The following is a 25,520-nucleotide window of genomic DNA, read 5'->3' on the forward strand; positions in this document are numbered from 1 at the left end:
GACGGCGCCGTCGGCTACTTGGCGTAGATCGCCTCGATCTCGTCCGCGTAGTCCTTCGCCACCACGCTCCGCTTCAGCTTCAGCGACGGCGTCAGATGCCCCGACTCCTCCGTGAACTGGGCGGACAGCACACGGAACTTGCGCACCGACTCGGCCTTCGACACCGCCGCGTTGCCGTCGTCCACCGCCGCCTGGACCGCGGCGAGCAGATCCGGGTCGTCCTTCAGCGACGCCGCCGTGGAGTGGGCCGGCTTGCCGTGCTCGGCGGCCCAACGGCCCAGGAACTCCTCGTCGATGGTGACCAGCGCGCCCACGAACGGCCGCCCGTCGCCCACCACCATGCACTCCGCGACCAGCGCGTGCGCCCGGATGCGGTCCTCGATCACCGCAGGGGCCACGTTCTTGCCGCCCGCCGTGACGATGATCTCCTTCTTCCGGCCGGTGATGCGCAGATAGCCGTCCTCGTCCAGGGTGCCGATGTCACCGGTGTGGAACCAGCCGTCGGCCAGCGCCTCCGCCGTCGCACCCGGATTGTTCCAGTACTCCTTGAACAGGTGCTCGCCGTGCAGCAGCACCTCGCCGTCGTCCGCGATGCGCACCACCGAACCGGGCAGCGGCTGCCCGACCGTGCCGATCTTCTGCCGGTCCCACGGGTTGAACGCGGTCGCCGCGCAGGACTCGGTCAGGCCGTATCCCTCCAGCACCGTGAAGCCGATGCCCCGGAAGAAGTGGCCGAGCCGCTCGCCGAGCGGGGCGCCGCCGGAGATGGCGTACTCGCCCCGGCCGCCGAGGACCGCGCGCAGCTTGCCGTAGACCAGCTTGTCGAAGAGCTTGTGCTTCAGCTTCAGCCCCAACGACGGGCCGGACGGGGTGTCCAGCGCCCTGCTGTAGGCGATCGCGGTGTCCGCCGCCTTGTCGAAGATCTTCCCCTTGCCCTCGGCCTGCGCCTTGGCGCGCGCCCCGTTGTACACCTTCTCGAAGACCCGGGGCACACCGAGGATCAGCGTCGGCCGGAACGCGGCGAGTTCGTCGGTGAGGTTCTTGATGTCCGGGACGCAGCCCAGCTTGATCGGCGCCATCATCGGCGCCACCTGCACCAGCCGCCCGAAGACATGGGCGAGGGGCAGGAAGAGCAGCACGGAGCACTCGCCGGTGCGGAACAGCGGGCGCAGCCGCTCCACCACGTTCCCGCACTCGGCGAAGAAGCTGCGGTGGGTGAGCACACAGCCCTTGGGGCGCCCGGTGGTGCCGCTGGTGTACACGATGGTCGCCGGGTCGTCGGCGCGGGCGAGCGAACCGCGCTCCTCCACCGTCTCGTCCGACACGCCCTGGCCGAGCCGGCCCAGCTCGGCGACGGCTCCGGACTCGATCTGCCAGACGTGCTTCAGCGCGGGCAGCGACTCGCGCACCGACTCCACGGCCGCCGCGTGATGGTCCAGCTCCACCACGCAGGCCGTAGCGCCCGAGTCGGACAGGATCCAGCGCACCTGCTCCGGCGAACTCGTCTCGTACACCGGCACGGTGACGGCGCCCGCGCTCCAGATCGCGAAGTCCAGCAGTGTCCACTCGTAGCGGGTCCGGGACATCAGGCCCACCCGGTCGCCCGGCTGCACCCCGGCGGCGATCAGGCCCTTGGCCGCGGCGCGCACCTCGGCCAGGAACTCCCGGGCGGTGACGTCCTGCCAGCCGCCCTCCGACTTGCGGGCGATGACGGCGACGTCGGGGTGCTGCGCGGCGTTTCTGCGGACGATATCGGTCAGATTTCCGTCCGCAGGGACCTCGTACAAAGCCGGAAGGCTGAACTCGCGCAAGACTGCTGCTCCTCATAGGGCGCCGGCGCCACGACGTTGTGCGATGCGACGGTGCGGTCCAAGGCTCGGGCAGGTGCTCGGGTCTTCGGTGGCTGAAATCCGAGCACGACTGGACTGCCCGGACGTTACCCGCCGGTATGGCGTCTACGACAGGGGGTCCCGGCGAGATGTTCGGTGCGTCACACACGCGGGCTTTCCTTCGCGCACAGTAGTCCACGGCCCAACCGACCGGCGAGTAACCGCAGGCCGGACCGGCACTGTTCACCTACACCCCACACGCCTACCCTTGATCACCATGGCATCCACACGCACCGGCAAGCGGCGGACCCGGGTCCATGTGGTCAGCGACGTGCACGGCAACGCCCGCGACCTGGCCCGGGCGGGCGACGGTGCCGACGCCCTGATCTGCCTGGGCGACCTCGTCCTCTTCCTCGACTACGCCGACCACTCGCGCGGCATCTTCCCCGACCTGTTCGGCAAGGAGAACGCGGACCGCATCGTCGAGCTGCGCACCGCCCGCCGGTTCGCCGAGGCCCGCGAGTTCGGCGCCCGGCTGTGGAGCGGCATCGGCACCGACCGGGCCGCCGCCATCGAGAAGGCGGTGCGCCGGCAGTACGAAGAGCTGTTCGCCGCGTTCCCCGATCCGACGTACGCCACCTACGGCAATGTCGACATGCCGCAGCTCTGGCAGGAGTACGCCCGGCCCGGCACCACGGTCCTCGACGGGCAGCGGGCGGAGATCGGCGGGTGGACCTTCGGCTTCGTCGGCGGCGGCCTGCGCACCCCGATGCGCACGCCGTACGAGATCGGCGACGAGGAGTACGCGGCGAAGATCGAGGCCGTCGGCGAGGTCGACGTGCTGTGCACCCACATCCCGCCCGAGGTGCCCGAACTCGTCTACGACACCGTGGCCCGCCGCTTCGAGAGGGGCAGCCGGGCCCTGCTGGACGCCATCCGCCGCACCCGGCCCCGGTACGCCCTTTTCGGCCATGTGCACCAGCCGCTCGCGCGCCGCATGCGGATCGGCGTCACCGAGTGCGTGAACGTCGGCCACTTCGCGGGCACCGGCACCCCCTGGGCACTGGAGTGGTGAGGCACCGCAGGTGGGGTGAAGGCGGCAGGTCGGCGGCGCGGTAGCCTTCACGCTGCACACACGTGCGCGGCCCGGCGCACACACGACCTCTCCCACACGGCGCGCATCCGGAGGAGCCACGGCGATGGCGGAACACACCAGTTCGAGCATCACGATCGGGGCGGCCCCCGCCGACGTCATGGCGGTGATCGCCGACTTCGCGCGCTACCCGGACTGGACCGGCGAGGTGAAGGAGGCCGAGGTCCTCTCCAGCGACGAGCACGGCCGGGCCGAGCGGGTGCGCCTCGTCATGGACGCCGGCGCCATCAAGGACGACCAGACCCTCGCCTACACCTGGCACGGCGAACACGAGGTCTCCTGGACCCTGGTCAAGTCCCAGATGCTGCGCTCCCTGGACGGCTCCTACCTGCTGAAGCCGGCCGGCCGGGACGCCACCGAGGTCACCTACCAGCTCACCGTCGACGTCAAGATCCCCATGCTGGGCATGATCAAGCGCAAGGCGGAGAAGGTCGTCATCGACCGGGCGCTGGCGGGCCTGAAGGAGCGGGTCGAGTCCCTGGGGAAGTAACTCCCCGATCCCTGGGGAAGTAACTCCCCGACGCCTCCCGCACCTTCCCGACGCCCCCGGAGCGGGGCCTGCCGGGCCCTCCCGACCGCCCCCGACGGTACGGTTCAGCCTCATGCGCACCCTCCTGATCATGGGCCCGGGCGGCAGTGGCCGTACGACCGTCGCCGCGGCCACCGCGCTCGCCTCCGCCCGTGCGGGCCACCGCACCCTCCTGCTGAGCGCCGACCGCACCGACACCCCGGGCGCGGCCCTGGGCAGCCCGACAGGACCGGCCCCCGCCGAGGCCGCGCCGCGCCTGACCGTCTGGCGCCCGGACGCCGCCGAGGGCTTCCGCCGGGACCTCACCGCCTTCCAGACCCGCGCCGAGAACGTCCTCGACCTGCTCGGCGCCGCCCGCCTGGACGCCGAGGAGGTCACCCCGCTGCCCGGCGCCGAGGAACTGTCCTTCCTGCGCGCCCTGCGCGACGCGGCCCTCTCCGAGCGCCACGACCTGGTCGTCGTCGACCTCCCGCCGCTCCCGCGGGCCCTCGCCCTGCTCGCCCTGCCCGAGGAACTGCGCCGCTATCTGCGCCGCCTGCTGCCGCCCGAGCGGCAGGCCGCCCGTGCCCTGCGCCCGGTCCTCGGCCGGCTGGCCGGCGTCCCCATGCCCGCCGAGTGGCTGTACGAGACGGCGGCCCGCTGGGACGTCGAACTGGCCGCCGTGGAGGCCGTCCTCACCGACCGGGCGACCGCCGTGCGCCTGGTCGCCGAGCCCGGCCCGGCCGGCGCCGACGCCCTGCGCACCGCCACCCTCGGCCTCGCCCTGCGCGGCCTGCGCACCGAGGCCCTGATCGCCAACCGCACCCTGCCCGAGACCGCCGGTGACGCCTGGCTCTCCGGGCTGACCGCCCAGCAGCGCAAGACGCTCGGCGAGTGGCGGGAGGCGTACGACGTCCACCCCGTCCCGCACCTCGGCCGCGACCCGCAGGGCGGCGACGACCTCACCGCGCTCGCCGTGCCCGCCGTCAATCCGGCGTCCGCCCCGGTCGAGTGGCCCGTCGCCGACCGGATCGCCGAGGACGGCGTGCTGGTCTGGCACCTCCCGCTGCCCGGGGCGATACGGGACGAACTGGACCTCGTCCGGCGCGGCGACGAACTCGTGATCACCGCGGGCCCCTTCCGCCGGATCGTTCCGCTGCCCTCCGCGCTGCGCCGCTGCACCGTCGCCGGCGCCGGACTGCGCGACGGCGAACTGCGCATCCGGTTCGCCCCGGACCCGGACCTGTGGCCCGCCGGCGGGCGGTGAACCGGGCACGCCCGTTCGGGTAACGTCGGAAGGGCGAACCGTAGTCAGGAGTCCGCCATGAGCGAAGAGCGCCCCGCACACGAGCCGCCGCCGGAGCGGGCGACCGACGCCGACGCCTGGGCCGCGGCCTGCGCCGAGGACCTCGCCGCCGAGCAGGCCCGCCGCCGCGCCGAGCACGGTCCGCCGCCGGGCTCGGCCGCCGAGGAGCTGAGGAAGCTGGTGGACGCGGTCGCCGACAAGCTGTCCGACCTGCGCTCGCCCCTGCTCGGGGGCCTCGCCGGACCGGCCGCCCAGCAGATGATGCGCCAGGCCGTTCAGCAGGCCAAGGCCGCCGTGGAACCCGTCATAGAGCGCAACCCGGACGTCTTCGACCATCTCGCCGCGGCCGGTGGCGAACTGCTCGCCGCCTACCGCTCCGCCGTCCAGGGCCAGGAGCGGCGCTGGACCGAGCGCACCTCCGACCCGGCGGGCGACCGGCCGGACCGGGGCGAGGGGGGCGCGGGCGCGGGTCCGGGGGAGCGCATCGACCTGGACTGACGCTCTGCGGGGGCGGGGCCTCGGGTACGGTTGGCCGTAGCGGGGCTCGACCGAAACTGAGGGATTCATGGGACTCACCATCGGCGTCGACATCGGCGGCACGAAGATCGCGGCCGGCGTGGTCGACGAGGAAGGCAACATCCTCTCGACCTTCAAGGTGCCGACCCCCACCACGCCCGAGGCCATCGTGGACGCCATCGCCTCGGCGGTGGAGGGCGCGCGGGCCGGGCACGAGATCGTCGGCGTGGGCATCGGCGCTGCCGGTTACGTCAACCGCCAGCGCTCCACGGTGTACTTCGCGCCCAACATCGACTGGCGCAACGAGCCGCTCAAGGAGAAGGTCGAGGCCCGCACGGGCCTCCCGGTCGTGGTCGAGAACGACGCCAACGCCGCCGCCTGGGGCGAGTACAGGTTCGGCGCGGGCAAGGGCCACCGCAACGTCATCTGCATCACGCTCGGCACCGGCCTCGGCGGCGGCATCATCATCGGCAACAAGCTGCGCCGCGGGCACTTCGGCGTGGCGGCCGAATTCGGCCACATCCGGATGGTCCCGGACGGCCTGCTGTGCGGCTGCGGCTCGCAGGGCTGCTGGGAGCAGTACGCCTCCGGCCGCGCCCTGGTCCGCTACGCCAAGCAGCGCGCCAACGCCACCCCCGAGCGCGCCGAGGTCCTCCTCGCGCTCGGCGACGGCACCCCCGACGGCATCGAGGGCAAGCACATCTCCATGGCCGCCCGCCAGGGCGACCCGGTGGCCGTCGACTCCTACCGCGAGCTGGCCCGCTGGGCCGGCGCCGGCCTCGCCGACCTGGCCTCCCTCTTCGACCCGTCCGCGTTCATCGTCGGCGGCGGCCTCTCCGACGAGGGGGACCTGGTCCTCGACCCGATCCGCAAGTCGTACAAGCGCTGGCTGGTGGGCGGCAACTGGCGCCCGGTGGCCGACGTGATCGCCGCCCAGCTCGGCAACAAGGCGGGCATGGTGGGCGCCGCGGACCTGGCCCGGGAGCCCGACCCGGTCATGTAGCACCCGCGGGGCGCGGGGGACGGCGCGACCGGGTGGTCGCCCCTGACCCCGCGCCCCGAGCCGTGGGGCGTACATTGATCCACATGGCGTTGCTCCCCGACTCCGCGACAGAGCCCGACGGTTCGGCCACGGTCCGCGTCCTGAGCTACAACATCCGCTCGATGCGCGACGACACCGCGGCCCTCGCCCGGGTGATCAGCGCCTGCGCCCCCGACCTGGTCCTGCTCCAGGAGGCCCCCCGCTTCTTCCGCTGGCGCAAGAAGCTGGCGCGGCTCGCGGCGGCCTCCGGCCAGGTCATCCTCACCGGGGGCGGCACGGCGGCGGGCCCGGCGATCCTGTGCGGCCTGCGCGCCACCGTCGAGCGCACCGAGGACGTCCTGCTGCCCCTCACCCCGGGCCTGCACCGGCGCGGCTTCGCCACGGCGGTGGTCCGCTTCGGCGGCGCCCGCCTCGGCGTGCTCAGCTGCCACCTGTCCCTCCAGCAGGAGGAGCGCTACGAGCAGGGCGGGATGCTCCTCGACCGGCTCGCCGGGCTCGGGACGGAGCACGCGGTGGCGGGCGGCGACCTCAACGAACGCCCCGACGGCCCGGCCTTCCGCCGCCTGGCCGCCGGCCTGCGGGACTGCCGTACGGCCGCGCCCTGGGGCGGCGAGTTCACCTCCACCCCCGCCGACCCGCACCAGCGCATCGACGCGATCTTCGCGACCAAGGGCATCGAGGTGCTCGGCTGCGGCGTGCCCCTGGACCAGCCGGGCGTGCGCGAGGCGGACCTGCGGGCGGCCTCGGACCACCTCCCGGTGCTGGCCGCCCTCCGCGTCCCGGCATCGTAGGGACTCCGGGTTCCGGCGTCCTGGGGACTCCGGACTGTCCCGGTGCCGCGGGGCCCCGGGACGGCCGGCTCAGACGACCGCGCCGCGTCCGGGGTCGTCGTCCTCCTCGTCGTCGGTCCGCATCCGGGCCACCAGCGTCACGAAGCCGCCGAGGAAGCCGCCGATCCCGAGGGTCGCCAGCCACCAGGTCATGTCCCAGCGCAGCAGCACCGCCACCAGCAGCAGGAGGGGCCCGCCGACCACACCGAGCCAGGCGAACCGGGCGGTGGTGTCCGCGGTCGGCAGCGGTGGCGGCTCCGGCGGCACGAAGTGGCCCTCGTCCTGCTCGTCGAAGTCGTCGTCGGAGGGCTCGGCCGGCGAGAAGTCGCGCGGGCCGACACCGGGCGCGAAGGACACCGAGCCGCCCAGCGGGCGCGGGGGCGGCTCCTCGCCCCCGGCATCCTTGCCGGTGTCCGGCGCGGCGTTCTTCTCCAGCAGCGCCAGGTCCTCCACGGTCTTGAACGGCCGGGCGCCCGGCGGGTCGGGCGGTTCCTCGCCGTACCCGGCCACGATGGCCCGCCAGGCGGCGTCCTCGTCGAAGGGCACCTCCTGCCGGTGCGGCTCGCGGGCCTGCGGGCCGTCGTGGGACTCCCGGCCCTCGCGTTCGTCCCGGCCCTCGCGGTCCTCGCGGTCCTCGCGGCCTTCACGGTCGGAGTCGTGCTCAGCCAACTGCGGCCGTCCCTTCCTTGCCGACACCGGTCGCGAGCCGGCCGATGAAAGCGAGGCTCTCCTCGAAGACCCGGTCCGCGTCCACGTCCAACGTCGCCACGTGGTAGCTGTGTTCCAGCACGATCTCCGTGACGTCCCGGGACGACACCCGGCTCAGCACCCGCGCCGGGTCGGCCGCCGGGACGACATGGTCCTCGGCGCTGCGCAGCACCAGCAACGGCTGGGTGACCTGGGGCAGCTCGCCGTCCACCCGGCGCAGGAACCGCCGCAGCGAGTGCGCCGCGTGCAGCGGCACCCGGTCGTAGCCCAGCTCCGCCGCGCCCGGCTTGGCGATGTCGCTCGCGATGCCCTTCGTCGAGCGGACCAGGTGCCGGGCCACCGGCAGGGCGTACGCCGACAGGCCGTGCACCTTGTTCGCCGGGTTGACCACCACCGCGCCCGCCACCCGGCCGCCGTGCCGGGCCGCGAGCCGCAGGGCCAGCGCCCCGCCCATCGACAGGCCCGCCACGAACACCCGGGAGCAGCGGTCGGTGAGCGCGCGCAGTTCGCGGTCCACCTCCGCGTACCAGTCCTGCCAGGTGGTGAGCTGCATGTCCGTCCAGCGGGTGCCGTGACCGGGCAGCAGCGGCAGGGACACGGTCAGCCCGTGGGCCGCGTGGTGCTCCGCCCAGGGGCGCAGCGACTGGGGTGAGCCGGTGAAGCCATGGCAGAGGAGGACACCCACCTCGCCGCCCTCGTGGCGGTACGGCTCTGCTCCGGGGAGAACTGGCATGTGCTTCACCGTACGCGACCGCACCGACACCGACCAGGGTCGTCGGGCTCATTGCCGGTCCTTGGGGTTAAGGTCTTGCCGACGGAAACGGGAGGCACACGGGTGTTGTACGGCACGATGAAGGTCGCCATCGGCGGGCCGCTGAAGGTCGCCTTCAGGCCCTGGGTGGAGGGCCTGGAGAACATCCCGGACACCGGCCCGGCCATCCTGGCCAGCAACCATCTGTCCTTCTCGGACTCCTTCTTCCTGCCGGCCGTGCTGGACCGCAAGGTCACGTTCATCGCCAAGGCCGAGTACTTCACCACCCCGGGCGTGAAGGGCCGGCTCACCGCGGCCTTCTTCAAGGGCGTCGGCCAGCTCCCGGTGGACCGCTCCGGGGCGCGCGGCGCCGGCGAGGCGGCCGTCCGCAGCGGCATCGAGGTGCTGGAGCGCGGCGAGCTGTTCGGCATCTACCCGGAGGGCACCCGCTCGCCCGACGGCCGGCTGTACCGGGGCAAGCCCGGCGGCCTGGCCCGGGTGGCGCTCGCCACCGGCGCGCCCGTCATCCCGGTCGCCATGATCGACACGGAGAAGATCCAGCCGCCCGGCCAGGTCGTGCCGAAGCTGATGCGGCCCGGCATCCGGATCGGCGAGCCCCTGGACTTCAGCCGCTACCAGGGCATGGAGCACGACCGGTTCGTGCTGCGCGCGCTGACCGACGAGGTCATGTACGAGATCATGAAGCTGTCCGGCCAGGAGTACGTCGACATGTACGCCACCGCCGCCAAACGGCAGATAGCCGAGGCCGCCAAGGCGGCGAAGGCGGCGAGGGAAGCGGAGAAGGCCGAGAAGGCGGGGAAGAAGCAGGCCGGGCAGTAGCCGGGGGAATCGGGGGAGACGGGGCATGCCCAGGCGCGAACGCGTCATGCGGATGTCGGTCGAGCTGCCGCTGTGGCGCGCGCTGGCCGGCTACCGCGTCCTGACCATGCTGTACGCCATCGGCCTGTGCGCCACCGCGTACGACCGGTTCACCCGGCCCTGGGTCGCCGTCGCCTACTACGCCGTCCTGGCCGTGTGGACCCTGGCCACCCTGCCCAAGGTGTCCGGCGCGGCGAGCTGCACCCGGCGCTTCCTGGCCGCCGACCTGGCCGTCGCCGTCGTCGGCATCCTGCTCACCCCCCTCGCCGACAATCACCAGCGGATCGCGAGCGGCGGCCCCACCCTGCCGTCGATCTGGACCGCCGGCGCGGTGCTGGCCTTCGCGGTCAAGGGCGGCTGGCGCTGGGCGGCCGTCGCCTCCACGGCCGTGGCCGCGGCCAACCTGATCGAGCGCGGCCACCCCGCCCGGGACACCGTGCACAACGTGATCCTGGTCTGGGTGGCCTCCATCGCCATCGGCTACGTCGTGGAGGTGGCCCGCGCCTCCGAGCGCACCCTCGCCCGCGCGCTGGAGATCGAGGCCGCGACCCGGGAGCGGGAGCGGCTGGCCCGGGACATCCACGACAGCGTGCTCCAGGTGCTGGCGATGGTGAAGCGCCGGGGCGCGGCCCTGGGCGGCGAGGCGGCCGAGCTGGGCCGGCTGGCCGGGGAGCAGGAGGTGGCCCTGCGCACGCTGGTCTCGGGCGGTCTGGTCCCCGTCTCCCGGGTCTCGGAGGATCTGGCGGAGGGTGCCGTCGTCCGCGCGGTGGAGGAACCGGACGACGACGGTCCGCTCGATCTGCGCGCCCTGCTCGCGCCGTACGCGGGCGCCCGGGTGAGCCTGGCCGAGCCCGGCGCCCCGGTGCCGCTGCCGCCGGACGCGGCCCGCGAGGTGGCCGCCGCGGTCGGGGCCGCGCTGGACAACGTACGGGCGCACGCCGGGGAGGGGGCCCGGGCCTGGATCCTGGTGGAGGACGAGCCGGACGAGATCGTCGTCACCGTCCGGGACGACGGCCCCGGCATCCCCGAGGGCCGGCTCGCGCAGGCCGAGGGCGAGGGCCGGCTCGGGGTGGCCCTGTCGATCCGGGGCAGACTGCGCGACCTCGGCGGCGGCGCCGAGATCCTCTCCGTGCCCGGGCAGGGCACGGAGGTCGAACTGAAGGTACCCAAGGGCGCCGTGCGGGCGCGGGGGAAGAAGGCGGAACGGTGATGACTGAGCGGCAGGACCCGATCAAGGTCATGGTGGTCGACGACCACCCCATGTGGCGGGACGCGGTCGCCCGGGACCTGGCCGAGTCCGGGTTCGAGGTCGTCGCCACCGCCGGCGACGGCGAGCAGGCGGTCCGCCGCGCCAGGGCCGCCGCCCCCGACGTGCTGGTGCTGGACCTGAACCTGCCGGCCAAGCCGGGTGTCCAGGTGTGCAAGGAACTGGTGGGCCACAACCCGGCGTTGCGGGTCCTGGTGCTGTCGGCGAGCGGCGAGCACGCGGACGTGCTGGAGGCCGTGAAGTCCGGCGCGACCGGCTATCTGCTGAAGTCGGCCTCCACCGAGGAGCTGCTGGACGCGGTGCGCCGCACCGCCGTCGGCGACCCGGTGTTCACCCCGGGCCTGGCCGGGCTGGTCCTCGGCGAGTACCGGCGGCTGGCCGCGGAACCCGCGCCCGCCGCGGACGCCGACGAGCCGGGCGCCCCCCGGCTGACCGACCGGGAGACGGAGGTGCTGCGGCTGGTGGCGAAGGGGCTGAGCTACAAGCAGATCGCCGAACGCCTCGTCATCTCCCACCGCACCGTGCAGAACCACGTCCAGAACACCCTCGGCAAGCTCCAGCTGCACAACCGGGTGGAGCTGGTCCGGTACGCCATAGAGCGCGGACTCGACGAGGAGTAGGGCGCGCACAGGGCGCATCCGCCGTACGCCCCCGAATCACCCTTCTCGCCTATCCCGGTGTGACCTGAATCACCATTAGCGTGATCAAGCGTCAGGTAACCGCGGCGAAGGGACATTTCCATGCGGGTCGGAGTACTGACCGGAGGCGGCGACTGCCCCGGGCTCAACGCCGTCATCCGGGGCGTCGTCCGCAAGGGCGTGCAGGAGTACGGCTATGACTTCGTCGGCTTCCGGGACGGCTGGCGCGGCCTTCTGGAGAACGACACCGTCCGTCTCGACATCCCCGCCGTGCGCGGCATCCTGCCCCGCGGCGGCACCATCCTCGGCTCCTCCCGGACCAACCCGCTCAAGGTGTCCGACGGCATCCGCCGGATCAAGGACAACCTGGCCAAGCAGGAGATCCGGGCGCTCGTCGCGATCGGCGGCGAGGACACCCTGGGGGTCGCGGCACGGCTGTCCGACGAGTACGGCATGCCCTGCGTCGGCGTGCCGAAGACCATCGACAACGACCTGTCCGCCACCGACTACACCTTCGGCTTCGACACCGCCGTCAACATCGCCACCGAGGCCATCGACCGGCTGCACACCACCGCCGAGTCCCACATGCGGGTGCTGGTGGTGGAGGTGATGGGCCGGCACGCCGGCTGGATCGCCCTGCACTCCGGACTGGCCGGCGGCGCCAACGTCATCCTCATCCCCGAGCAGCGCTTCGACGTCGAGCGGGTCTGCGAGTGGGTGACCTCCCGGTTCCGGTCCTCCTACGCGCCGATCGTGGTCGTCGCCGAGGGCGCCATGCCGAAGGACGGCGAGATGGTGCTCAAGGACGACTCGCGGGACTCCTTCGGGCACGTCCGGCTGTCCGGGGTGGGGGAGTGGCTGGCCAAGCAGATCGAGAAGCGCACCGGCAAGGAGGCGCGCACCACGGTCCTCGGACACGTCCAGCGCGGCGGCACCCCCAGCGCCTTCGACCGCTGGCTCGCCACCCGCTTCGGCCTGCACGCCATCGACTGCGTGCACGAGGGGGACTTCGGCCGGATGGTCGCCCTGCGCGGCACCGACATCGTCCGCGTCCCCCTCACCGAGGCCACGGCCCGCCTGAAGACCGTCGACCCGGAGCTGTACGCGGAGGCCGGGGTCTTCTTCGGCTGACCCCCCGGGACGGCTACACGGTCGTGCGGCGCAGCCCGGTCACCAGTTCCCGCACGATCGTCGCCCCGTTCAGCGTCAGCACCGACTCCGGGTGGAACTGGACGCCGGCGAAGCCGGGGCCGCGCAGGGCGTGCAGCTCGTCGTCGGGCGAGCGGCTCACCTCCACGCCCCGCGCGGCCAGTTCGCGGGCCGTCTCGTCGTCGCAGCGGGCGACGAAGCTGTTGTAGAAGCCGACGGTCTCGCTCCGCCCGAACAGGTCGATCACGGTCTGCGCCCCCTGGTACGGCACCCGCTTGCGGACGATGTCCAGGCCCAGCCCGGCCGCGATCAGCTCGTGCCCGAGGCAGACGCCGAGCACCCCGTGCCGGTGCGTCCCGGTCACCTCGGCGGCCAGCTCCCGCAGGACCCGCATCTTGGGATCGGCGAGGTCGCGGGGGTCGCCGGGGCCGGGTCCGAGGACGACCGGCCCGTCGTGGCCGAGCACCGCCGCGCGCAGCCCGGGCTCGTCGTAGCGCCGCACGGTCACCTCGAGCCCGCCCGAGCGCAGGACGTGCGCCAGCATCGCGGTGAAGGTGTCCTCGCCGTCCACCACCAGGGCGTGGCCCGCGAGGTCGGTGGACCGCTCCCGCATCCGCAGCCAGAACGGCGCGAGCCCGGCCCGCCGGGCGTCCAGCGCGGCCCGCACCCGGGGGTCGTCGGCCAGCCGGGGCCGCTCCCGCTTCGCCCGCGGCCGGGCGGGCCGCACCCCGAGGGCGGCCAGCACGCCCGCCGCCTTGGCGCGGGTCTCGGCGACCTCGCCGGCCGGGTCGGAGCCGCGTACCAGCGTCGCCCCGACCGGCACCCGCAGCCGGCCGTCGCGGCCGATGTCGGCGGTGCGGATCAGGATGGGCGAGTCGAGGGTCTGCGCGCCCCCGGTGTCCCGCCCGAGCAGGGCCAGCGCCCCCGCGTAGTACCCGCGCCCGGCGCTCTCGTACCGCTTGATGACCCGGCAGGCGTTCTGCACCGGCGACCCGGTCACCGTCGCCGCGAACATGGTCTCCCGCAGCACCTCCCGCGCGTCCAGCGAGGACTTCCCGCGCAGCTCGTACTCGGTGTGCGCGAGGTGCGCCATCTCCTTCAGCCGGGGGCCGACGACGACCCCGCCCATGTCGCCGACGGTGCACATCATCTTCAGCTCCTCGTCGACGACCATCGACAGCTCCTCGGTCTCCTTGGCGTCGGAGAGGAACGTCAGCAGGTCCTCCGGGGTGGGCCCGCCGGCCGGATAGCGGTACGTGCCGCTGATCGGGTTCATGACGACCGTGCCGCCGTTCATCCGCACGTGCACCTCGGGGCTCGCGCCCACCAGCGTCCGCTCCCCGGTGTGCACCACGAACGTCCAGTACGCGCCCCGCTCGGCCTCCAGCAGCCGCCGGAACAGCGCGAGCGCGTCGGCGCGGCCGAAGCCGGGGATCAGGCCCTCGTACGTGCGCCGGATCACGAAGTTCGCGCCCTCGCCCCGGCCGATCTCCTCGCGCAGCACCCGGCCGACGATCTCGCCGTACTCGTCGTCGTCCACGTCGAAGCCGCCGTCCTCGACCCGCACCTCGTGCGCGGGCAGCCGGTCCAGCGCCTCGGCGAGCGGGAGTTCGTACCGCTCCTCGGGGGTGAGCACCAGCAGCGGGGTGCCGTCGTCGCGGACGTCGAAGCCGCGCTCGGCCAGTTGCCGGAACGGCACCAGGGCTAGCCCCTCGTCGGGCAGGCCGGCCAGCTTCTCCCGCCGGGTCACCGGGCCGACCAGCACCTCCACCAGTTGCTCGTCGCGGCCCGGGGTGCGGCGGCGGAGCAGGGCGAAGGGGCGGTCGTCGTGTGCGAGCCGGGCCAGGTCCATGGGTTCCTCGTTCCGTCGGTGTCGGTGAGGAACGGCCCCGGAAACACCGAAGGCCGCCCCTCGGGCGGCCTTCGCGAAGTCGTCGTACGCGCGATCAGTGGGCCGCCGGAGAAGCGGTCCACCACCAGTTCTGGATCGAAGGCGCGAACATGCGGGGAACCCTACCGCACCGCGTTACGATCTTGGCTTCATTTGTCATGTACCACTCCTACTGCACGGAAGGTGTGCAATGGGACTCAGATCCAGGCTGCTGGCCTCGGTGGCGGCCACGGCGGCACTCCTGACCGGCCTCACGGCCCAGCCCGCCGCGGCGGCGGACACGCCGACGATGACGAGGCTCTCGCTCGGCGCCGACCAGTTCAGGCTGACCGACACCAGCACCGTCTCCGCCGCGGACAACCTCCACGACAACGTCCTCGCCGGCCACGCCACGCTCACCGACGTCGTCACCACGGACTACACGAAGAACTCCGCGGGCGCGACCGACCCCTGGCTGAACCTGCGCTCGATGCGCGCCTGCACCGGCGCCGAGACCAAGGCGCTGCCGCCGGTCACCACCAAGACGGCCTGGTGCTGGTCGCACGCCCACTCCGACGACACCACCCCGCACTGGTGGCCGCAGGGGCTGAGCACCACCGGCACCGCCGACGGCGGGGACGGCGCGATCCAGGGCCGGCGGGTCACGGCCGTCTCCTGGCACTACGAGGTCCTCGAAGGCGAGACGTCGCAGGGCTGCACGACGCACAACATGCTGAAGCTGACGTTCCTGGACCGGGACACCGGCAAGTACCGCCACGTCTTCCTCGCCGAGCCCACCGGCTCGGGCACGAGCTTCCGGCCGGTGACCGGCCACGGCGGCGGCATCGTCTGGTACGGGAATCACATCTACGTGACGGACACCGCCCACGGCATCCGGGTCTTCGACATCGACCGCATGGCGAAGGTCGACCGCTACGGCTCCGACGTGCACACCTACGGCGTCGACAGCGGCGGCCGCTCCAGCGCCTGCGGCTACCCGTACGTCGTGCCGCAGGTGCACTACTACAAGCAGGCGGGCACGCCCACCTCCTGCCAGGGCGAGACCATCGACCCCCAGCACCTGTGCTTCTCGTGGCTCTCGCTGGACAAGACCGGGGACGGCCCGTACAAGCTCGTCACCGGCGAGTGGTACGGCGGCGCCGACGGCGGGCGCGTGGTGCGCTACCAGCTGAACCCGTCCGGGTCGGCCTCCTATCCGGGGCTGCTCAACATGTCCGGCGGCAAGACAGTGATCCAGGACGCCTACGCGGCCGCCCGCTACCGGGGGCTCCAGGGCGGCATGACCTGGACCGACAGCCAGGGCGTGCTGAACTTCGCCTTCCACAAGGGCTGCGGCACCAAGCCCGGGGTGTACTCGCACACCTGGGCGGGCGACACCCGGGCCGCGACGAGCTGCGCGGCCGGCGGCAACTGGGCGGTGGGCCCGCCGCAGGCCCTGAGCTACTGGCCCCGGCTCGGCACCACGCAGGTGGAGGAGCTGTGGGGGCAGACCGAGGGCATCTGCGCGGGCAGCGCCCTGCGGTCCGCGCACGGCGAGGACTTCCCGGTCGTCACCGAGCCGGGCAACGCGTGCACGGGCTACGCGGGCGAGGAGACCCTCTCCCTGCGCGCGGTCTTCTCCGTGGGCTTCGACGACCCCGCGGTGCAGAACCTGCACTGACGGCCGGAGGGGCCTCCGGGCGGTCCGCCGGGCTTCGCTCGCGCGGCGGACCGCTCGTCTCACCTTTCGAACCGGGGCAGAAAACGCTTGGCGCGACCCCGTAATGTTTACGGGGTGACCGTGAACGCTAAGACCAGCCCGAGCGCTGGCAACACCTGGCGAGACCTGCCCGCGGCGCAGCAGCCCGAGTACCCCGACCCCGAGGCTCTGCGCGCAGTGATCGCGGACCTCGAGTCGTATCCGCCGCTCGTCTTCGCGGGCGAGTGCGACCAGCTGCGCGCCCGGATGGCGGCCGTCGCCAAGGGAGAGGCGTTCCTCCTCCAGGGCGGCGACTGCGCGGAGGCCTTCGACGGCGTGTCCGCCGACCAGATCCGCAACAAGCTGAAGACGCTGCTCCAGATGGGCGCCGTCCTGACCTACGCGGCCTCCGTGCCCGTGGTGAAGGTCGGCCGCATCGCGGGGCAGTACTCCAAGCCGCGCTCCAAGCCGACCGAGACCCGTGACGGCGTGACGCTGCCGGTGTACCGGGGCGACTCCGTCAACGGCTTCGACTTCACCGAGGCCAGCCGCATCCCGGACCCGGAGCGGCTCAAGCGCATGTACCACGCGTCGGCGTCCACGCTGAACCTGGTGCGCGCCTTCACCACGGGCGGCTACGCCGACCTGCGCCAGGTGCACGCCTGGAACCAGGACTTCGTGCGCACCTCGCCCTCCGGCCAGCGCTACGAGCAGCTCGCGCGGGAGATCGACAACGCGCTGAACTTCATGCACGCCTGCGGGGCGGACCCGGAGGAGTTCAAGACCGTCGAGTTCTACTCCTCGCACGAGGCACTGCTGCTGGACTACGAGTCGGCCCTGACCCGGGTGGACTCGCGCACCGGGCAGCTGTACGACGTCTCCGCGCACATGGTGTGGATCGGTGAGCGCACCCGGCAGCTGGACCACGCGCACATCGAGTTCGCCTCGCGGATCCGCAACCCGATCGGCATCAAGCTCGGCCCGACCACCACGGCCGAGGAGGCGCTGCAGTACATCGAGCGCCTCGACCCCGAGCGGGAGCCGGGCCGGCTGACCTTCATCGTCCGGATGGGCGCCGACAAGATCCGCGACAAGCTCCCCGAGCTGGTCGAGAAGGTCACGGCGTCCGGGGCGACGGTGGCCTGGGTGACCGACCCGATGCACGGCAACACCTTCGAGGCGGCCTCCGGGCACAAGACGCGCCGCTTCGACGACGTGCTCGACGAGGTCAAGGGCTTCTTCGAGGTCCACAAGGCGCTCGGCACCCACCCGGGCGGCATCCACGTGGAGCTGACCGGCGACGACGTCACCGAGTGCGTGGGCGGCGGCGACGAGATCTTCGTGGACGACCTGCACCAGCGCTACGAGACGGCCTGCGACCCCCGGCTGAACCGCAGCCAGTCGCTGGACCTGGCGTTCCTCGTGGCCGAGATGTACCGGGACCAGTGACCGGCGGCCGATGAGCCACCCTGGGGCGCGGATCACACCCGATCCGCGCCCCAGCCGCTTTCCCGGGTGCCACCGCGTGGGTAAGGTTAGGTTTGCCTCACCGGAACGGGGAGGGCATGGACCAGCGAACCCCTCGGGGAGGTGAACCCGCGTGTACGTCTGCAGTTGCTTCGGCATCACCGAGGACCAGGTGAAGCAGCACGCGGAGAACGGCGCCTGCACCCCGCGCCAGATCGCCTCCGCCTGCAAGGCCGGCACCGACTGCGGCGGCTGTGTCCGGCGCATCCAGGCCCTGCTCGGCCGCGGCGCCTGCCCGCGCCGGGAACTGATCGACCAGCGGGCCCCGGCCCTGGTACGGCTGGACGACGCGGCCTAGCCGTTCCGTCCCGGCCGTTCGCGTCCGGGGCTGCCCGCGCGGCGGCTCAGTGGGCGGAGAAGCCGCCCGTGCCCGGACCGGAGGAGTCCGGCTGGCTCTGCTCGACCACGGTCGACAGATAGAGCGCCTCGCCCAGCTTGTCCACCAGTTCCAGCTGGGTGTCCAGGTAGTCGATGTGGTGTTCCTCGTCGGCCAGGATGGCCTCGAAGACGTTGGCCGACGTGATGTCGTCCTTCTCTCGCATCAGCTGCACGCCCCGGCGCAGCCGGTCGATGGCCTCGACCTCGACCTGCCGGTCCGCCTGGAACATCTCGGTCACCGTCTGCCCGACCCGCACATGGAACAGCCGCTGGTAGTTGGGCAGGCCGTCCAGCAGCAGGATGCGGTCGGTGAGGATCTCGGCGTGCCGCATCTCGTCGAACGACTCCGCCCGGGTGTACCGGGCGAGCTTGGTCCATCCCTTGTGGTCCTGGAGCTTGGCGTGCAGGAAGTACTGGTTGATCGCGGTCAGCTCGGCGGTCAGCTGTTCGTTCAGCAGTTCGATGACCTCGGGGTCGCCTTGCATGGCTGTGGACTCCTTCCAGGTGGACCGGGCCGATAGCGCCGCATGATTGCACCGGTGGAGAAGATCGTCCAGTAAGTGCGTACTTAGTAAGTACGCACTGACTTGCGGGCAATTGTCCCATTCGGGGGTGGGTGGTCAGGGGCACTGCCCGGGGTCTGTCAGGATGGATACATGGGTCATCCGGTGGAGCGCGAGTCTGGGACGGCGGCGGGGTCCGAGCTTCCGCCGGGCCAGCGGCTCCAGCGGGGCTGGCCGGTCACGCACTACGGGCCCGTGCCGAAGTTCCGGCCCGAGCGCTGGGAGTTCCGGGTCTTCGGCGCCACCGCCGACGGCGGCAAGCACACCTGGACCCACGAGGAGTTCACGGCCCTGCCGTACACCACGGTGGTGGCCGATCTGCACTGCGTGACGAAGTACAGCATGCTCGGCGCGGAGTGGGGCGGCGTCCCGGCGAGCGCCGTCCTGGACCTCGCGCCGCCGGCGCCGGACGTCACCCATGTGATGGTCTGGGCGGAGTACGGCTTCAGCTCGAATCTGCGCCTGTCGGACTTCCGCTCCGAGCGGGCCATCTTCGCCACCCACAAGGACGGCGAGCTGCTCACCGCCGAGCACGGCTTCCCGGTCCGCCTGATCGTGCCCCACCTGTACGCCTGGAAGGGCCCGAAGTGGGTCCGGGGCGTGGAGTACATGACCGCCGACCGCCGCGGCTTCTGGGAGGAGCGCGGCTACCACAACATCGGCGACCCCTGGAAGGAACAGCGCTACTCCTACCAGGAGGAGCCCGGGGACGGCCCCGAGCTCTGAACTCCCGGCGCCGCGGTGCTCAGTGGTGGTACTGGTGCACCACGGCGTGCCCCTTGCCCCGGCCGATCGTCCACTTGTTGACCGGGGTGGTCACCAGGAAGGCGATCACCAGCGAGACGGCGAGCGAGACCCAGAACAGCGCGTCGCTCAGCATGGTGTCCATCGCCGACGGCCAGATCAGGATCACGCCGTTGTCGATCAGCTCCATCACCGCGATGGACAGGGTGTCCGCCGCCAGCGCCACCCGGAAGGCCGTACGGAAGTCGACGCCGGCCCGCAGCACCCCGCGCAGGGTGAGCGAGTAGCCGAAGAAGAAGGCCAGTGCGATCGCGAGCAGCATGGTCGGCAGGTTGCCCCAGCCGAGCGCCGTGCCCACGACCATGCCCAGCACCTCGCCGATGGCGCAGCCGGTCAGGCAGTGCAGCGTGGCCTGGGCGGCCATGGACCAGGTGGCGGCGGGGGCGTGGTGGTGTCCCTGGTGGCCGTGCCGCGCCTGGTCCGTGTGCTGGTGGGCGTGGTGGTGTCCGTGATCCGCGTGCGCTTCGTGCCGCATGACTGCCCCCATGTCAGGTAGTGGTTCCCGCACCGAGCAGGAACCGTATACCCCTTGGGGGTATTCCCAGTCAGGCGTCGCGGAGTTTCTTCAGCCGCTCCACGTCCGCCGCGTGCCCCTCCTTGCCGCCGGGCGTCTCGATCACCAGCGGCACGCCCTCGGTCGCGGGGTGGGTCATCAGGGCGCGGAACGGGTCCTCGCCGATGTGGCCGGCGCCGATGTTCGCGTGCCGGTCCTTGTGCGCGCCCACCACGTCCTTGGAGTCGTTGGCGTGGATCAGCTTCAGCCGGCCCGCGCCGACGGTCTGTACCAGCAGGTCCAGCGTCTGGTGCATGCCGCTCGGCCCGGTCAGGTCGTGCCCGGCGGCGAACACATGGCAGGTGTCCAGGCACACGCCCAGCTTCGGGTGGGCGTCCAGCGCCTCGAAGTACGGCCCCAGGTCCCAGGTGCGCGAGCACAGCGAGGCGCCCTGCCCGGCCGTCGACTCCAGCAGCAGGAACGGGTCGTCGTCGTGGGTCAGCTCGTCCAGCAGCGGCAGCATGTGCTCGCGCACCTGCTTCAGCGCCACCTCCCGGGCCCGGCCGCCGGTCGCGCTCCCGGTGTGCACCACCACGCCGAGCGCGCCGATCTCCCGCCCGCGCCGCAGCGAGTGCCGCAGCGACTCCACCGACCGCTCCACGGTCGCCTCGGTGTGCGAGCCGAAATTGATCAGGTAGGGCGCGTGCACGTACGCCGGGATCGACTCCTCGGCGCAGGCCGCGCGGAACGCCTCGTCCTGCCGGGGGTTCCCGGCGGGCGTGGCCCAGCCGCGCGGGTTGGCGACGAAGACCTGCACGGTCTCCGCCTTCAGATCGCGGGCGTAGGACAGCCCGACGGAGTGCAGACCGCCGGCCACCGGGACATGGCTGCCGACGGGGTTGCGGGGGAGGGAGGACTGAACGGGACTCACCCGTTCAGGGTGTCATGTCCGCCCCCGCGCCCGGACCGGGTCCGGCGGTGAGACCGGTCACCGGACGTGAGCGGCGGTGCGACCGGCCATCGGACGGTGATCGGCGGCGAGTCCGGTCACCGGATGGTGATCTTGATCGTGGAGCCCTCGGGTGCCTCGTCGCCGCCCTCCACCGACTGCTTCTCGACGGTGTCGCCGAACAGCCCGAGCAGCCCGCGGTCCTCCTTCACCTCGAAGCCCGCCTCCTCCAGGGCGTCGCGGGCGTCGCCCACGCTGTCGCCGACCACGTCCGGGACCTCCACCATCCTGGGGCCGTCGGACACCGTCAGCGTCACCGTGTCGCCCTCGGCGGCCTCGCTGCCGTCCTCCGGGCTCTGCGCGGCGACGGTGCCCTTGTCGTACTCGGACGAGTGGATCCGCCCGGCCGCGACCTTCACCTTCAACCCGGCCCCGGTCAGCTCCTCCCGGGCGCTGTCCAGGTCCTCGCCGGTGACGTCCGGCACCTCGACGGGGCTGCCCTTGCTGACGGTCAGCGCGATCGCCGAGCCCGCGTGCCGCTTCGTGCCCGCGTCCGGCGTCGTACGGACCACCGAGCCCGCCGGCACGTCCTCGCTGAACTCGCGGGTCACCATGCCCGGCTCCAGACCGTCCGCCTTCAGCCGCGCCCGCGCCTTCGCCAGAGTCTGCCCCTCCACGTTCGGCACGTTCACCGTCTCCGGGCCCAGCGACACGGTCAGCGTGACCTCGCCGTGGTCCCGTATCCGCGCGCCGGGCGCCGGTTCGGAGCCGATCACCGTGCCCCGTTCGACCGTGTCGCTGTAGGCCCGCTCGACCTGGCCGACGTCCAGCCCGGCCGACTCCAGCCGGTCCCGCGCCTGCGCCTCGGTCTTCGCCAGCAGCGGCGGCACCTTGGTGAACTGGCCGGAGTTGATGTACCAGACCCCGGCGCCCACGCCGAGCACCACGAGCACGGCCACGACCAGCGCCAGCACCGAGCGCGGCGGCCGGACGGAGCGCCGGCGCGGCGGCACGGGCGGGGTCTGGAGCCGGGCGGTGCGGTCGACGGCGGGGTCGTCGAGGGCGTCCTCGTCGACCGGCCGGGGCCGGGGCACGGTCAGCGCGCGCGGGATCACGCTCGTACGGTCCTCGGCGTTGTCGTGCTCCGCGGTCAGCGCCTGCGGCGGCAGCGCGTCCAGCTGCTCCTCGGTCAGCGTCAGCCGGGCCCGGCGCGCCCGGGCGAGCAGCGCCACCGCGTCCTCGGGCCGGTCCTCGGGGGCGCGCGCGGTGGCCGACGCCACCAGCTCGTCCAGCGCCCCCGGCAGCCCCGGCACCAGCGCCGAGGGCGGCGGCACGTCGGCGTGCAGGTGCTGGTAGAGCACCTGGGCCGGGGATTCCCCGGAGTACGGCTTCGCGCCCGTCAGCATCTCGTACAGCAGCACCCCGCACGCGTACACGTCGACGCGCGGGTCCGTGGTGCCGTTCTCGATCTGCTCGGGCGCGAGGTAGGAGACGGTGCCGAGCACGGCGCCCGTCGTGCTGGTCACCGTGTCCACCGAGCGCACCAGCCCGAAGTCGGCCACCTTGACCCGGCCGTCGTCGCCGATCAGCACGTTCTCGGGCTTCATGTCCCGGTGCACGAACCCGGCCCGGTGCGCGGCGCCCAGCGCGGCCAGCACCGGCTCCAGGACGTCCAGCGCGGCCCGCGGCTGCACGGCGCCGCGCTCGCGCAGCACGTCCCGCAGGGTGCAGCCGGCGATGTACTCCATCGCCAGATAGACGTACGACCCGTCGGTGCCCTGGTCGAAGACCTGCACCACGTTGGGGTGGTCCAGCCGGGCGACCGACTTGGCCTCCCGGATGAACCGCTCGACGAAGGCCCCGTCGGCGGCGAGCGCCGGGTGCATCACCTTCAGCGCGAGCACACGGTCCAGACGGGTGTCCATGGCCCGGTAGACCGTGGCCATCCCGCCCGCCGCGATCCGCGCGTCGACGCGGTACCGGCCGTCGAGCACCTGCCCGACGAGGGGGTCCTGAAGGGTCGTATCCACGCAGGCGAGTCTACGAGGACCGGCCCGATGGCCCGCCCGCCCGCCGGGCAGGGCACCGGTACTGAAGCCGACCTGTGACGCGACGCCCGGGCCCGGCCAGGTCCTGTCGTCAAACTCCCGCCGTCCGCCCGGAGGGCGGGCCGCGCGGCGTCAGGTGCGTGCTCTGGGGGCCCCCGGCCGGAGGCTGGGGGAGTGCCGGGCCCTGACCCTCGTACTGGGCGTACTTGGGTCCGGGCCCGGTGCGGCGAGTGGGGGCACCCCCTGCTCGAAGAGCTCGGGGGAGCGTGCATGGCGTCGCGCGGCAGGCGGGAGTTTGACGACAGGGCCTAGAACGCCGGCCGCTCCGGATCCAGCCGGGCCAGCCCCTCCGCCGGAGACGACGCCTCGGCGAGGTACCTGCGCGGGATCCGCCCCGCCAGCCGGGCCTGCCGGCCCCCCTCCACCGCGAGCCGCATGGCGGACGCCATCAGCTCCGGGTCCTGCGCCCGCGTCACCGCGGAGGCCAGCATCACCCCCGCGCAGCCCAGCTCCATCGCCAGCGCCGCGTCGGACGCCGTACCGGCCCCCGCGTCCAGGATCACCGGCACGCGCGCCTGCTCCACGATCAGCTGGAAGTTGTGCGGGTTGCGGATCCCGAGCCCCGACCCGATCGGCGAGCCCAGCGGCATGACGGCGGCGCACCCCACGTCCTCCAGCCGGCGCGCCAGCACCGGGTCGTCGTTGCAGTACGGCAGCACCGTGAACCCCTCGTCGACCAGCGTCTCCGCCGCCTCCAGCGTCTCCACCGGGTCCGGCAGCAGCGTCCGCTCGTCGGCGATGACCTCCAGCTTGACCAGGTCCGTGCCCAGCGCCTCCCGGGCCAGCCGGGCGGTCAGCACGGCCTCGCCCGCGGTGTAGCAGCCCGCCGTGTTCGGCAGCACCCGGATGCCGAGCCCCTCCAGCACCGACAGCACCGAGCCGTGCACCGAGGGGTCCACCCGGCGCATCGCCACCGTCGTCAGCTCCGTGCCGGAGGCGACCAGGGCCCGCTGGAGCACCTCCAGACTGGGCGCTCCGCCCGTGCCCATGATCAGCCGGGAGGAGAAGGCGAGGTCTCCGAGGACCAGAGGATCGTCGGCCATGGTTCAGCCTCCCTGTACGGCGGTGAGGACTTCTACGCGGTCGCCCTCGGCGAGCGCGGTCGTCGCCCACTGGGCGCGCGGGACGACGGTCTCGTTGACGGCGGCGGCCACCCCGCGCGGTGCCGCCGTGAGGGTCCGCACCAGCGCGTCCAGCGCGGTGCCCGGGGCGACACGGCGGGGCTCGCCGTTGACCGAGATGGTGACGGGGATGCTCATACGGGCTGCTCCAGCTGTTCCGTGCGGGCGGCGCCGAAGCGCCGGGGGGTGAACGGACGCGCCTCTTCGGGAAGCTCGCCGGTGACCAGGGCGTGCGCCAGCACGTCCCCGGTGACCGGCGTCAGCAGCACCCCGTTGCGGTAGTGCCCGGTCGCCAGCAGCAGCCCGGCCAGGTGGGTCGGGCCGAGCAGCGGGGCGTTGTCGGGGGAGCCGGGGCGCAGTCCGGCCAGGGTCTCGGTGAGCGGCAGCTCGGTGATGCCGGGCACCAGCTCGTGGGCGTCGCGCAGCAGCTCGTACACGCCCCCGGCGGTGACCGTGGTGTCCCAGCCCTGCTCCTCGCTGGTGGCGCCGACGACCAGTTCCCCGTTCTCCCGGGGCACCAGGTACAGCGGGCCGCCGCGCACCACGGCCCGTACGGTCCGGCTCAGGAACGGCGCGTACCGGGGCGGCACGGTCAGCCGCAGCACCTGGCCCTTGACCGGCCGCACCGGAGGCAGCACGTGCGGCGGCACGCCCGCGAGGCGCCCGCTCAGGCTGCCCGCGGCGAGCACCACCCGGTCCGCGCGCAGCCCGGTGCCGTCGGCCGTGGTGACACCGACGGCCCGGTCCCCGGCCACGTCCAGGCGCCCGGCCCGGACGCGGTGGAACACCACACCGGACCGCTCGCAGGCCACGACCAGGGCCGCCGCCAGCCGGCGCGGATCGATCTGGTGGTCACCGTCGACCCGCAGCCCGCCGCGCACCCCCGGCGCCAGCATCGGCTCCAGGCGGCGGCACTCCCGCCCGGACAGCCACTCCGACTCCAGGCCGTGGCGCTGCTGGAGGGCGTGCAGTTCGCGCAGGTGGGCGCGGTCGTCGGAGTCCAGCGCGACGGCGAGGGTGCCGCAGCGGCGGTAGCCGAGGTCGTGACCGGTCAGCTCGGTCAGCTCGGCCGCGAACGCCGGATAGCGGCGCGCGGACGCCAGGTTCAGGCCGAGCAGGGTCTCCTCGCCGTAGTGCAGCTCGGTGACCGCGGCCAGCATCCCGGCCGCCACCCGCGCGGCCCCGCCCCCGGGCGCGGGGTCCACGACGGCCGCGGCGAGCCCGCGCCGCGCCGCGCGCCAGGCCGTGACCAGGCCGATGATTCCGCCCCCGATGACGAGGACGTCGGACGTACGTGAGGACATGGGCGGTGAGCCCCTCCCTTCGCCGGCATGACCCGGATCAGGTTCGTACGGTCGGAGGCCGCGAGCCTCCCTCTCAGCCCGGTCGTCCGGGCTCCCGCGAGTGCTTGTACGGTGGCCACCCTAGCCCG

26 protein-coding genes and 1 riboswitch are annotated in these 25,520 nt (G+C 73.0%); of the genes, 14 read left to right on the forward strand and 12 right to left on the reverse strand.

Annotation, left to right across the window (positions count from 1 at the left end; genetic code table 11):
- Window positions 1-14: 14 nt before the first annotated feature.
- The gene (locus ACSURM_RS26635) at window positions 15-1,811 is read right to left on the reverse strand and encodes an AMP-dependent synthetase/ligase (RefSeq protein ID WP_436958277.1); all 1,797 of its coding nucleotides are present in this window, start codon (window positions 1,809-1,811) and stop codon (window positions 15-17) included.
- A 295-nt stretch (window positions 1,812-2,106) separates the two neighbouring features.
- Between ACSURM_RS26635 and ACSURM_RS26640 the strand changes: the two genes are divergently transcribed.
- From ACSURM_RS26640 to ACSURM_RS26665, 6 genes are all read left to right on the forward strand, one after another.
- Window positions 2,107-2,904 carry a metallophosphoesterase family protein gene (locus tag ACSURM_RS26640; RefSeq protein WP_436958278.1) on the forward strand — a complete coding sequence of 266 codons (798 nt, stop codon included), beginning with the start codon at window positions 2,107-2,109 and terminating at the stop codon, window positions 2,902-2,904.
- A 124-nt stretch (window positions 2,905-3,028) separates the two neighbouring features.
- Window positions 3,029-3,472: an SRPBCC family protein gene (locus tag ACSURM_RS26645; protein WP_436958279.1), complete on the forward strand. Its 444-nt coding sequence runs from the start codon at window positions 3,029-3,031 to the stop codon at window positions 3,470-3,472.
- 112 nt (window positions 3,473-3,584) lie between these two features.
- Window positions 3,585-4,757: an ArsA family ATPase gene (locus ACSURM_RS26650; RefSeq protein ID WP_436958281.1), complete on the forward strand. Its 1,173-nt coding sequence runs from the start codon at window positions 3,585-3,587 to the stop codon at window positions 4,755-4,757.
- Between the two features lie 57 nt (window positions 4,758-4,814).
- A complete protein-coding gene (locus ACSURM_RS26655) occupies window positions 4,815-5,294 on the forward strand; it encodes a DUF5304 domain-containing protein (protein WP_436958282.1) in 480 nt (159 codons plus the stop codon).
- A gap of 67 nt (window positions 5,295-5,361) precedes the next feature.
- Window positions 5,362-6,315 carry an ROK family glucokinase gene (locus ACSURM_RS26660; protein WP_030605596.1) on the forward strand — a complete coding sequence of 318 codons (954 nt, stop codon included), beginning with the start codon at window positions 5,362-5,364 and terminating at the stop codon, window positions 6,313-6,315.
- 83 nt (window positions 6,316-6,398) lie between these two features.
- Window positions 6,399-7,145, forward strand: coding sequence for an endonuclease/exonuclease/phosphatase family protein (locus ACSURM_RS26665; RefSeq protein ID WP_436958284.1), 747 nt, complete (start codon window positions 6,399-6,401; stop codon window positions 7,143-7,145).
- A 69-nt stretch (window positions 7,146-7,214) separates the two neighbouring features.
- Here ACSURM_RS26665 and ACSURM_RS26670 read toward each other — a convergent pair whose 3' ends face one another.
- Window positions 7,215-7,853, reverse strand: coding sequence for a hypothetical protein (locus ACSURM_RS26670; RefSeq protein WP_436958285.1), 639 nt, complete (start codon window positions 7,851-7,853; stop codon window positions 7,215-7,217).
- Window positions 7,846-8,625: an alpha/beta hydrolase gene (locus ACSURM_RS26675; RefSeq protein WP_436958286.1), complete on the reverse strand. Its 780-nt coding sequence runs from the start codon at window positions 8,623-8,625 to the stop codon at window positions 7,846-7,848. Before ACSURM_RS26675 ends, ACSURM_RS26670 begins: the two co-directional genes overlap by 8 nt.
- Window positions 8,626-8,727: 102 nt before the next feature.
- Here ACSURM_RS26675 and ACSURM_RS26680 point away from each other — a divergent pair, with 102 nt between their 5' ends.
- From ACSURM_RS26680 to ACSURM_RS26695, 4 genes are all read left to right on the forward strand, one after another.
- Window positions 8,728-9,483, forward strand: coding sequence for a lysophospholipid acyltransferase family protein (locus ACSURM_RS26680; RefSeq protein ID WP_436958288.1), 756 nt, complete (start codon window positions 8,728-8,730; stop codon window positions 9,481-9,483).
- A 25-nt stretch (window positions 9,484-9,508) separates the two neighbouring features.
- Window positions 9,509-10,732, forward strand: coding sequence for a MacS family sensor histidine kinase (macS, locus tag ACSURM_RS26685; protein WP_436958289.1), 1,224 nt, complete (start codon window positions 9,509-9,511; stop codon window positions 10,730-10,732).
- Window positions 10,732-11,409 carry a response regulator transcription factor gene (locus tag ACSURM_RS26690; RefSeq protein ID WP_344345511.1) on the forward strand — a complete coding sequence of 226 codons (678 nt, stop codon included), beginning with the start codon at window positions 10,732-10,734 and terminating at the stop codon, window positions 11,407-11,409. Before macS ends, ACSURM_RS26690 begins: the two co-directional genes overlap by 1 nt.
- Before the next feature lie 120 nt (window positions 11,410-11,529).
- Window positions 11,530-12,558, forward strand: coding sequence for a 6-phosphofructokinase (locus ACSURM_RS26695; RefSeq protein ID WP_436958290.1), 1,029 nt, complete (start codon window positions 11,530-11,532; stop codon window positions 12,556-12,558).
- A gap of 13 nt (window positions 12,559-12,571) precedes the next feature.
- Here the strand turns inward: ACSURM_RS26695 and ACSURM_RS26700 are convergent, their stop codons facing one another.
- Together ACSURM_RS26700 and ACSURM_RS26705 are read right to left on the reverse strand one after the other, a co-directional pair.
- Window positions 12,572-14,428 carry an anthranilate synthase family protein gene (locus tag ACSURM_RS26700; protein WP_436958291.1) on the reverse strand — a complete coding sequence of 619 codons (1,857 nt, stop codon included), beginning with the start codon at window positions 14,426-14,428 and terminating at the stop codon, window positions 12,572-12,574.
- 94 nt (window positions 14,429-14,522) lie between these two features.
- Entirely contained in the window at window positions 14,523-14,627 is a 105-nt protein-coding gene (locus tag ACSURM_RS26705; RefSeq protein WP_436958292.1) for a trp operon leader peptide, read from the reverse strand.
- 30 nt (window positions 14,628-14,657) lie between these two features.
- Between ACSURM_RS26705 and ACSURM_RS26710 the strand changes: the two genes are divergently transcribed.
- The 3 genes from ACSURM_RS26710 to ACSURM_RS26720 all read left to right on the forward strand — a co-directional run bounded on the left by ACSURM_RS26710 (window position 14,658) and on the right by ACSURM_RS26720 (window position 17,970).
- On the forward strand, window positions 14,658-16,127 hold the full coding sequence (locus ACSURM_RS26710) for a hypothetical protein (RefSeq protein ID WP_436958293.1): 1,470 nt from the start codon (window positions 14,658-14,660) through the stop codon (window positions 16,125-16,127).
- 114 nt (window positions 16,128-16,241) lie between these two features.
- Window positions 16,242-17,594 carry a class II 3-deoxy-7-phosphoheptulonate synthase gene (locus ACSURM_RS26715; protein WP_359042559.1) on the forward strand — a complete coding sequence of 451 codons (1,353 nt, stop codon included), beginning with the start codon at window positions 16,242-16,244 and terminating at the stop codon, window positions 17,592-17,594.
- Window positions 17,595-17,745: 151 nt separating this feature from the next.
- Window positions 17,746-17,970, forward strand: a complete 225-nt coding sequence (locus ACSURM_RS26720) for a (2Fe-2S)-binding protein (protein ID WP_030783354.1) — start codon at window positions 17,746-17,748, stop codon at window positions 17,968-17,970.
- A gap of 46 nt (window positions 17,971-18,016) precedes the next feature.
- On the opposite strand, the gene bfr is transcribed toward ACSURM_RS26720, so the two are convergent.
- Window positions 18,017-18,535 (reverse strand): bacterioferritin, encoded by a 519-nt coding sequence (gene bfr / locus ACSURM_RS26725; RefSeq protein WP_436958294.1) that lies wholly within the window; start codon window positions 18,533-18,535, stop codon window positions 18,017-18,019.
- A gap of 171 nt (window positions 18,536-18,706) precedes the next feature.
- Between bfr and ACSURM_RS26730 the strand changes: the two genes are divergently transcribed.
- Window positions 18,707-19,339, forward strand: a complete 633-nt coding sequence (locus ACSURM_RS26730) for a sulfite oxidase-like oxidoreductase (protein WP_359042556.1) — start codon at window positions 18,707-18,709, stop codon at window positions 19,337-19,339.
- 19 nt (window positions 19,340-19,358) lie between these two features.
- On the opposite strand, the gene ACSURM_RS26735 is transcribed toward ACSURM_RS26730, so the two are convergent.
- The 6 genes from ACSURM_RS26735 to thiO all read right to left on the reverse strand — a co-directional run bounded on the left by ACSURM_RS26735 (window position 19,359) and on the right by thiO (window position 25,392).
- Entirely contained in the window at window positions 19,359-19,892 is a 534-nt protein-coding gene (locus ACSURM_RS26735) for a DUF4396 domain-containing protein (protein WP_436958295.1), read from the reverse strand.
- 70 nt (window positions 19,893-19,962) lie between these two features.
- On the reverse strand, window positions 19,963-20,841 hold the full coding sequence (locus tag ACSURM_RS26740; RefSeq protein ID WP_436958296.1) for a deoxyribonuclease IV: 879 nt from the start codon (window positions 20,839-20,841) through the stop codon (window positions 19,963-19,965).
- A gap of 116 nt (window positions 20,842-20,957) precedes the next feature.
- Window positions 20,958-22,889 (reverse strand): Stk1 family PASTA domain-containing Ser/Thr kinase, encoded by a 1,932-nt coding sequence (pknB, locus tag ACSURM_RS26745; RefSeq protein ID WP_436958298.1) that lies wholly within the window; start codon window positions 22,887-22,889, stop codon window positions 20,958-20,960.
- Window positions 22,890-23,215: 326 nt separating this feature from the next.
- Window positions 23,216-24,010 carry a thiazole synthase gene (locus ACSURM_RS26750; RefSeq protein ID WP_436958299.1) on the reverse strand — a complete coding sequence of 265 codons (795 nt, stop codon included), beginning with the start codon at window positions 24,008-24,010 and terminating at the stop codon, window positions 23,216-23,218.
- A gap of 3 nt (window positions 24,011-24,013) precedes the next feature.
- A complete protein-coding gene (thiS, locus tag ACSURM_RS26755) occupies window positions 24,014-24,226 on the reverse strand; it encodes a sulfur carrier protein ThiS (protein ID WP_359042551.1) in 213 nt (70 codons plus the stop codon).
- Window positions 24,223-25,392 carry a glycine oxidase ThiO gene (gene thiO / locus ACSURM_RS26760; protein WP_436958300.1) on the reverse strand — a complete coding sequence of 390 codons (1,170 nt, stop codon included), beginning with the start codon at window positions 25,390-25,392 and terminating at the stop codon, window positions 24,223-24,225. The genes thiS and thiO overlap by 4 nt, the downstream gene beginning before the upstream one ends.
- A riboswitch (TPP riboswitch) is annotated at window positions 25,390-25,500 on the reverse strand. It overlaps the preceding gene by 3 nt.
- Between the last annotated feature and the right edge of the window lie 20 nt (window positions 25,501-25,520).

Origin of the sequence: Streptomyces sp. SudanB182_2057 (assembly GCF_964272715.1) — a bacterium.
GTDB lineage: Bacteria > Actinomycetota > Actinomycetes > Streptomycetales > Streptomycetaceae > Streptomyces > Streptomyces rubradiris.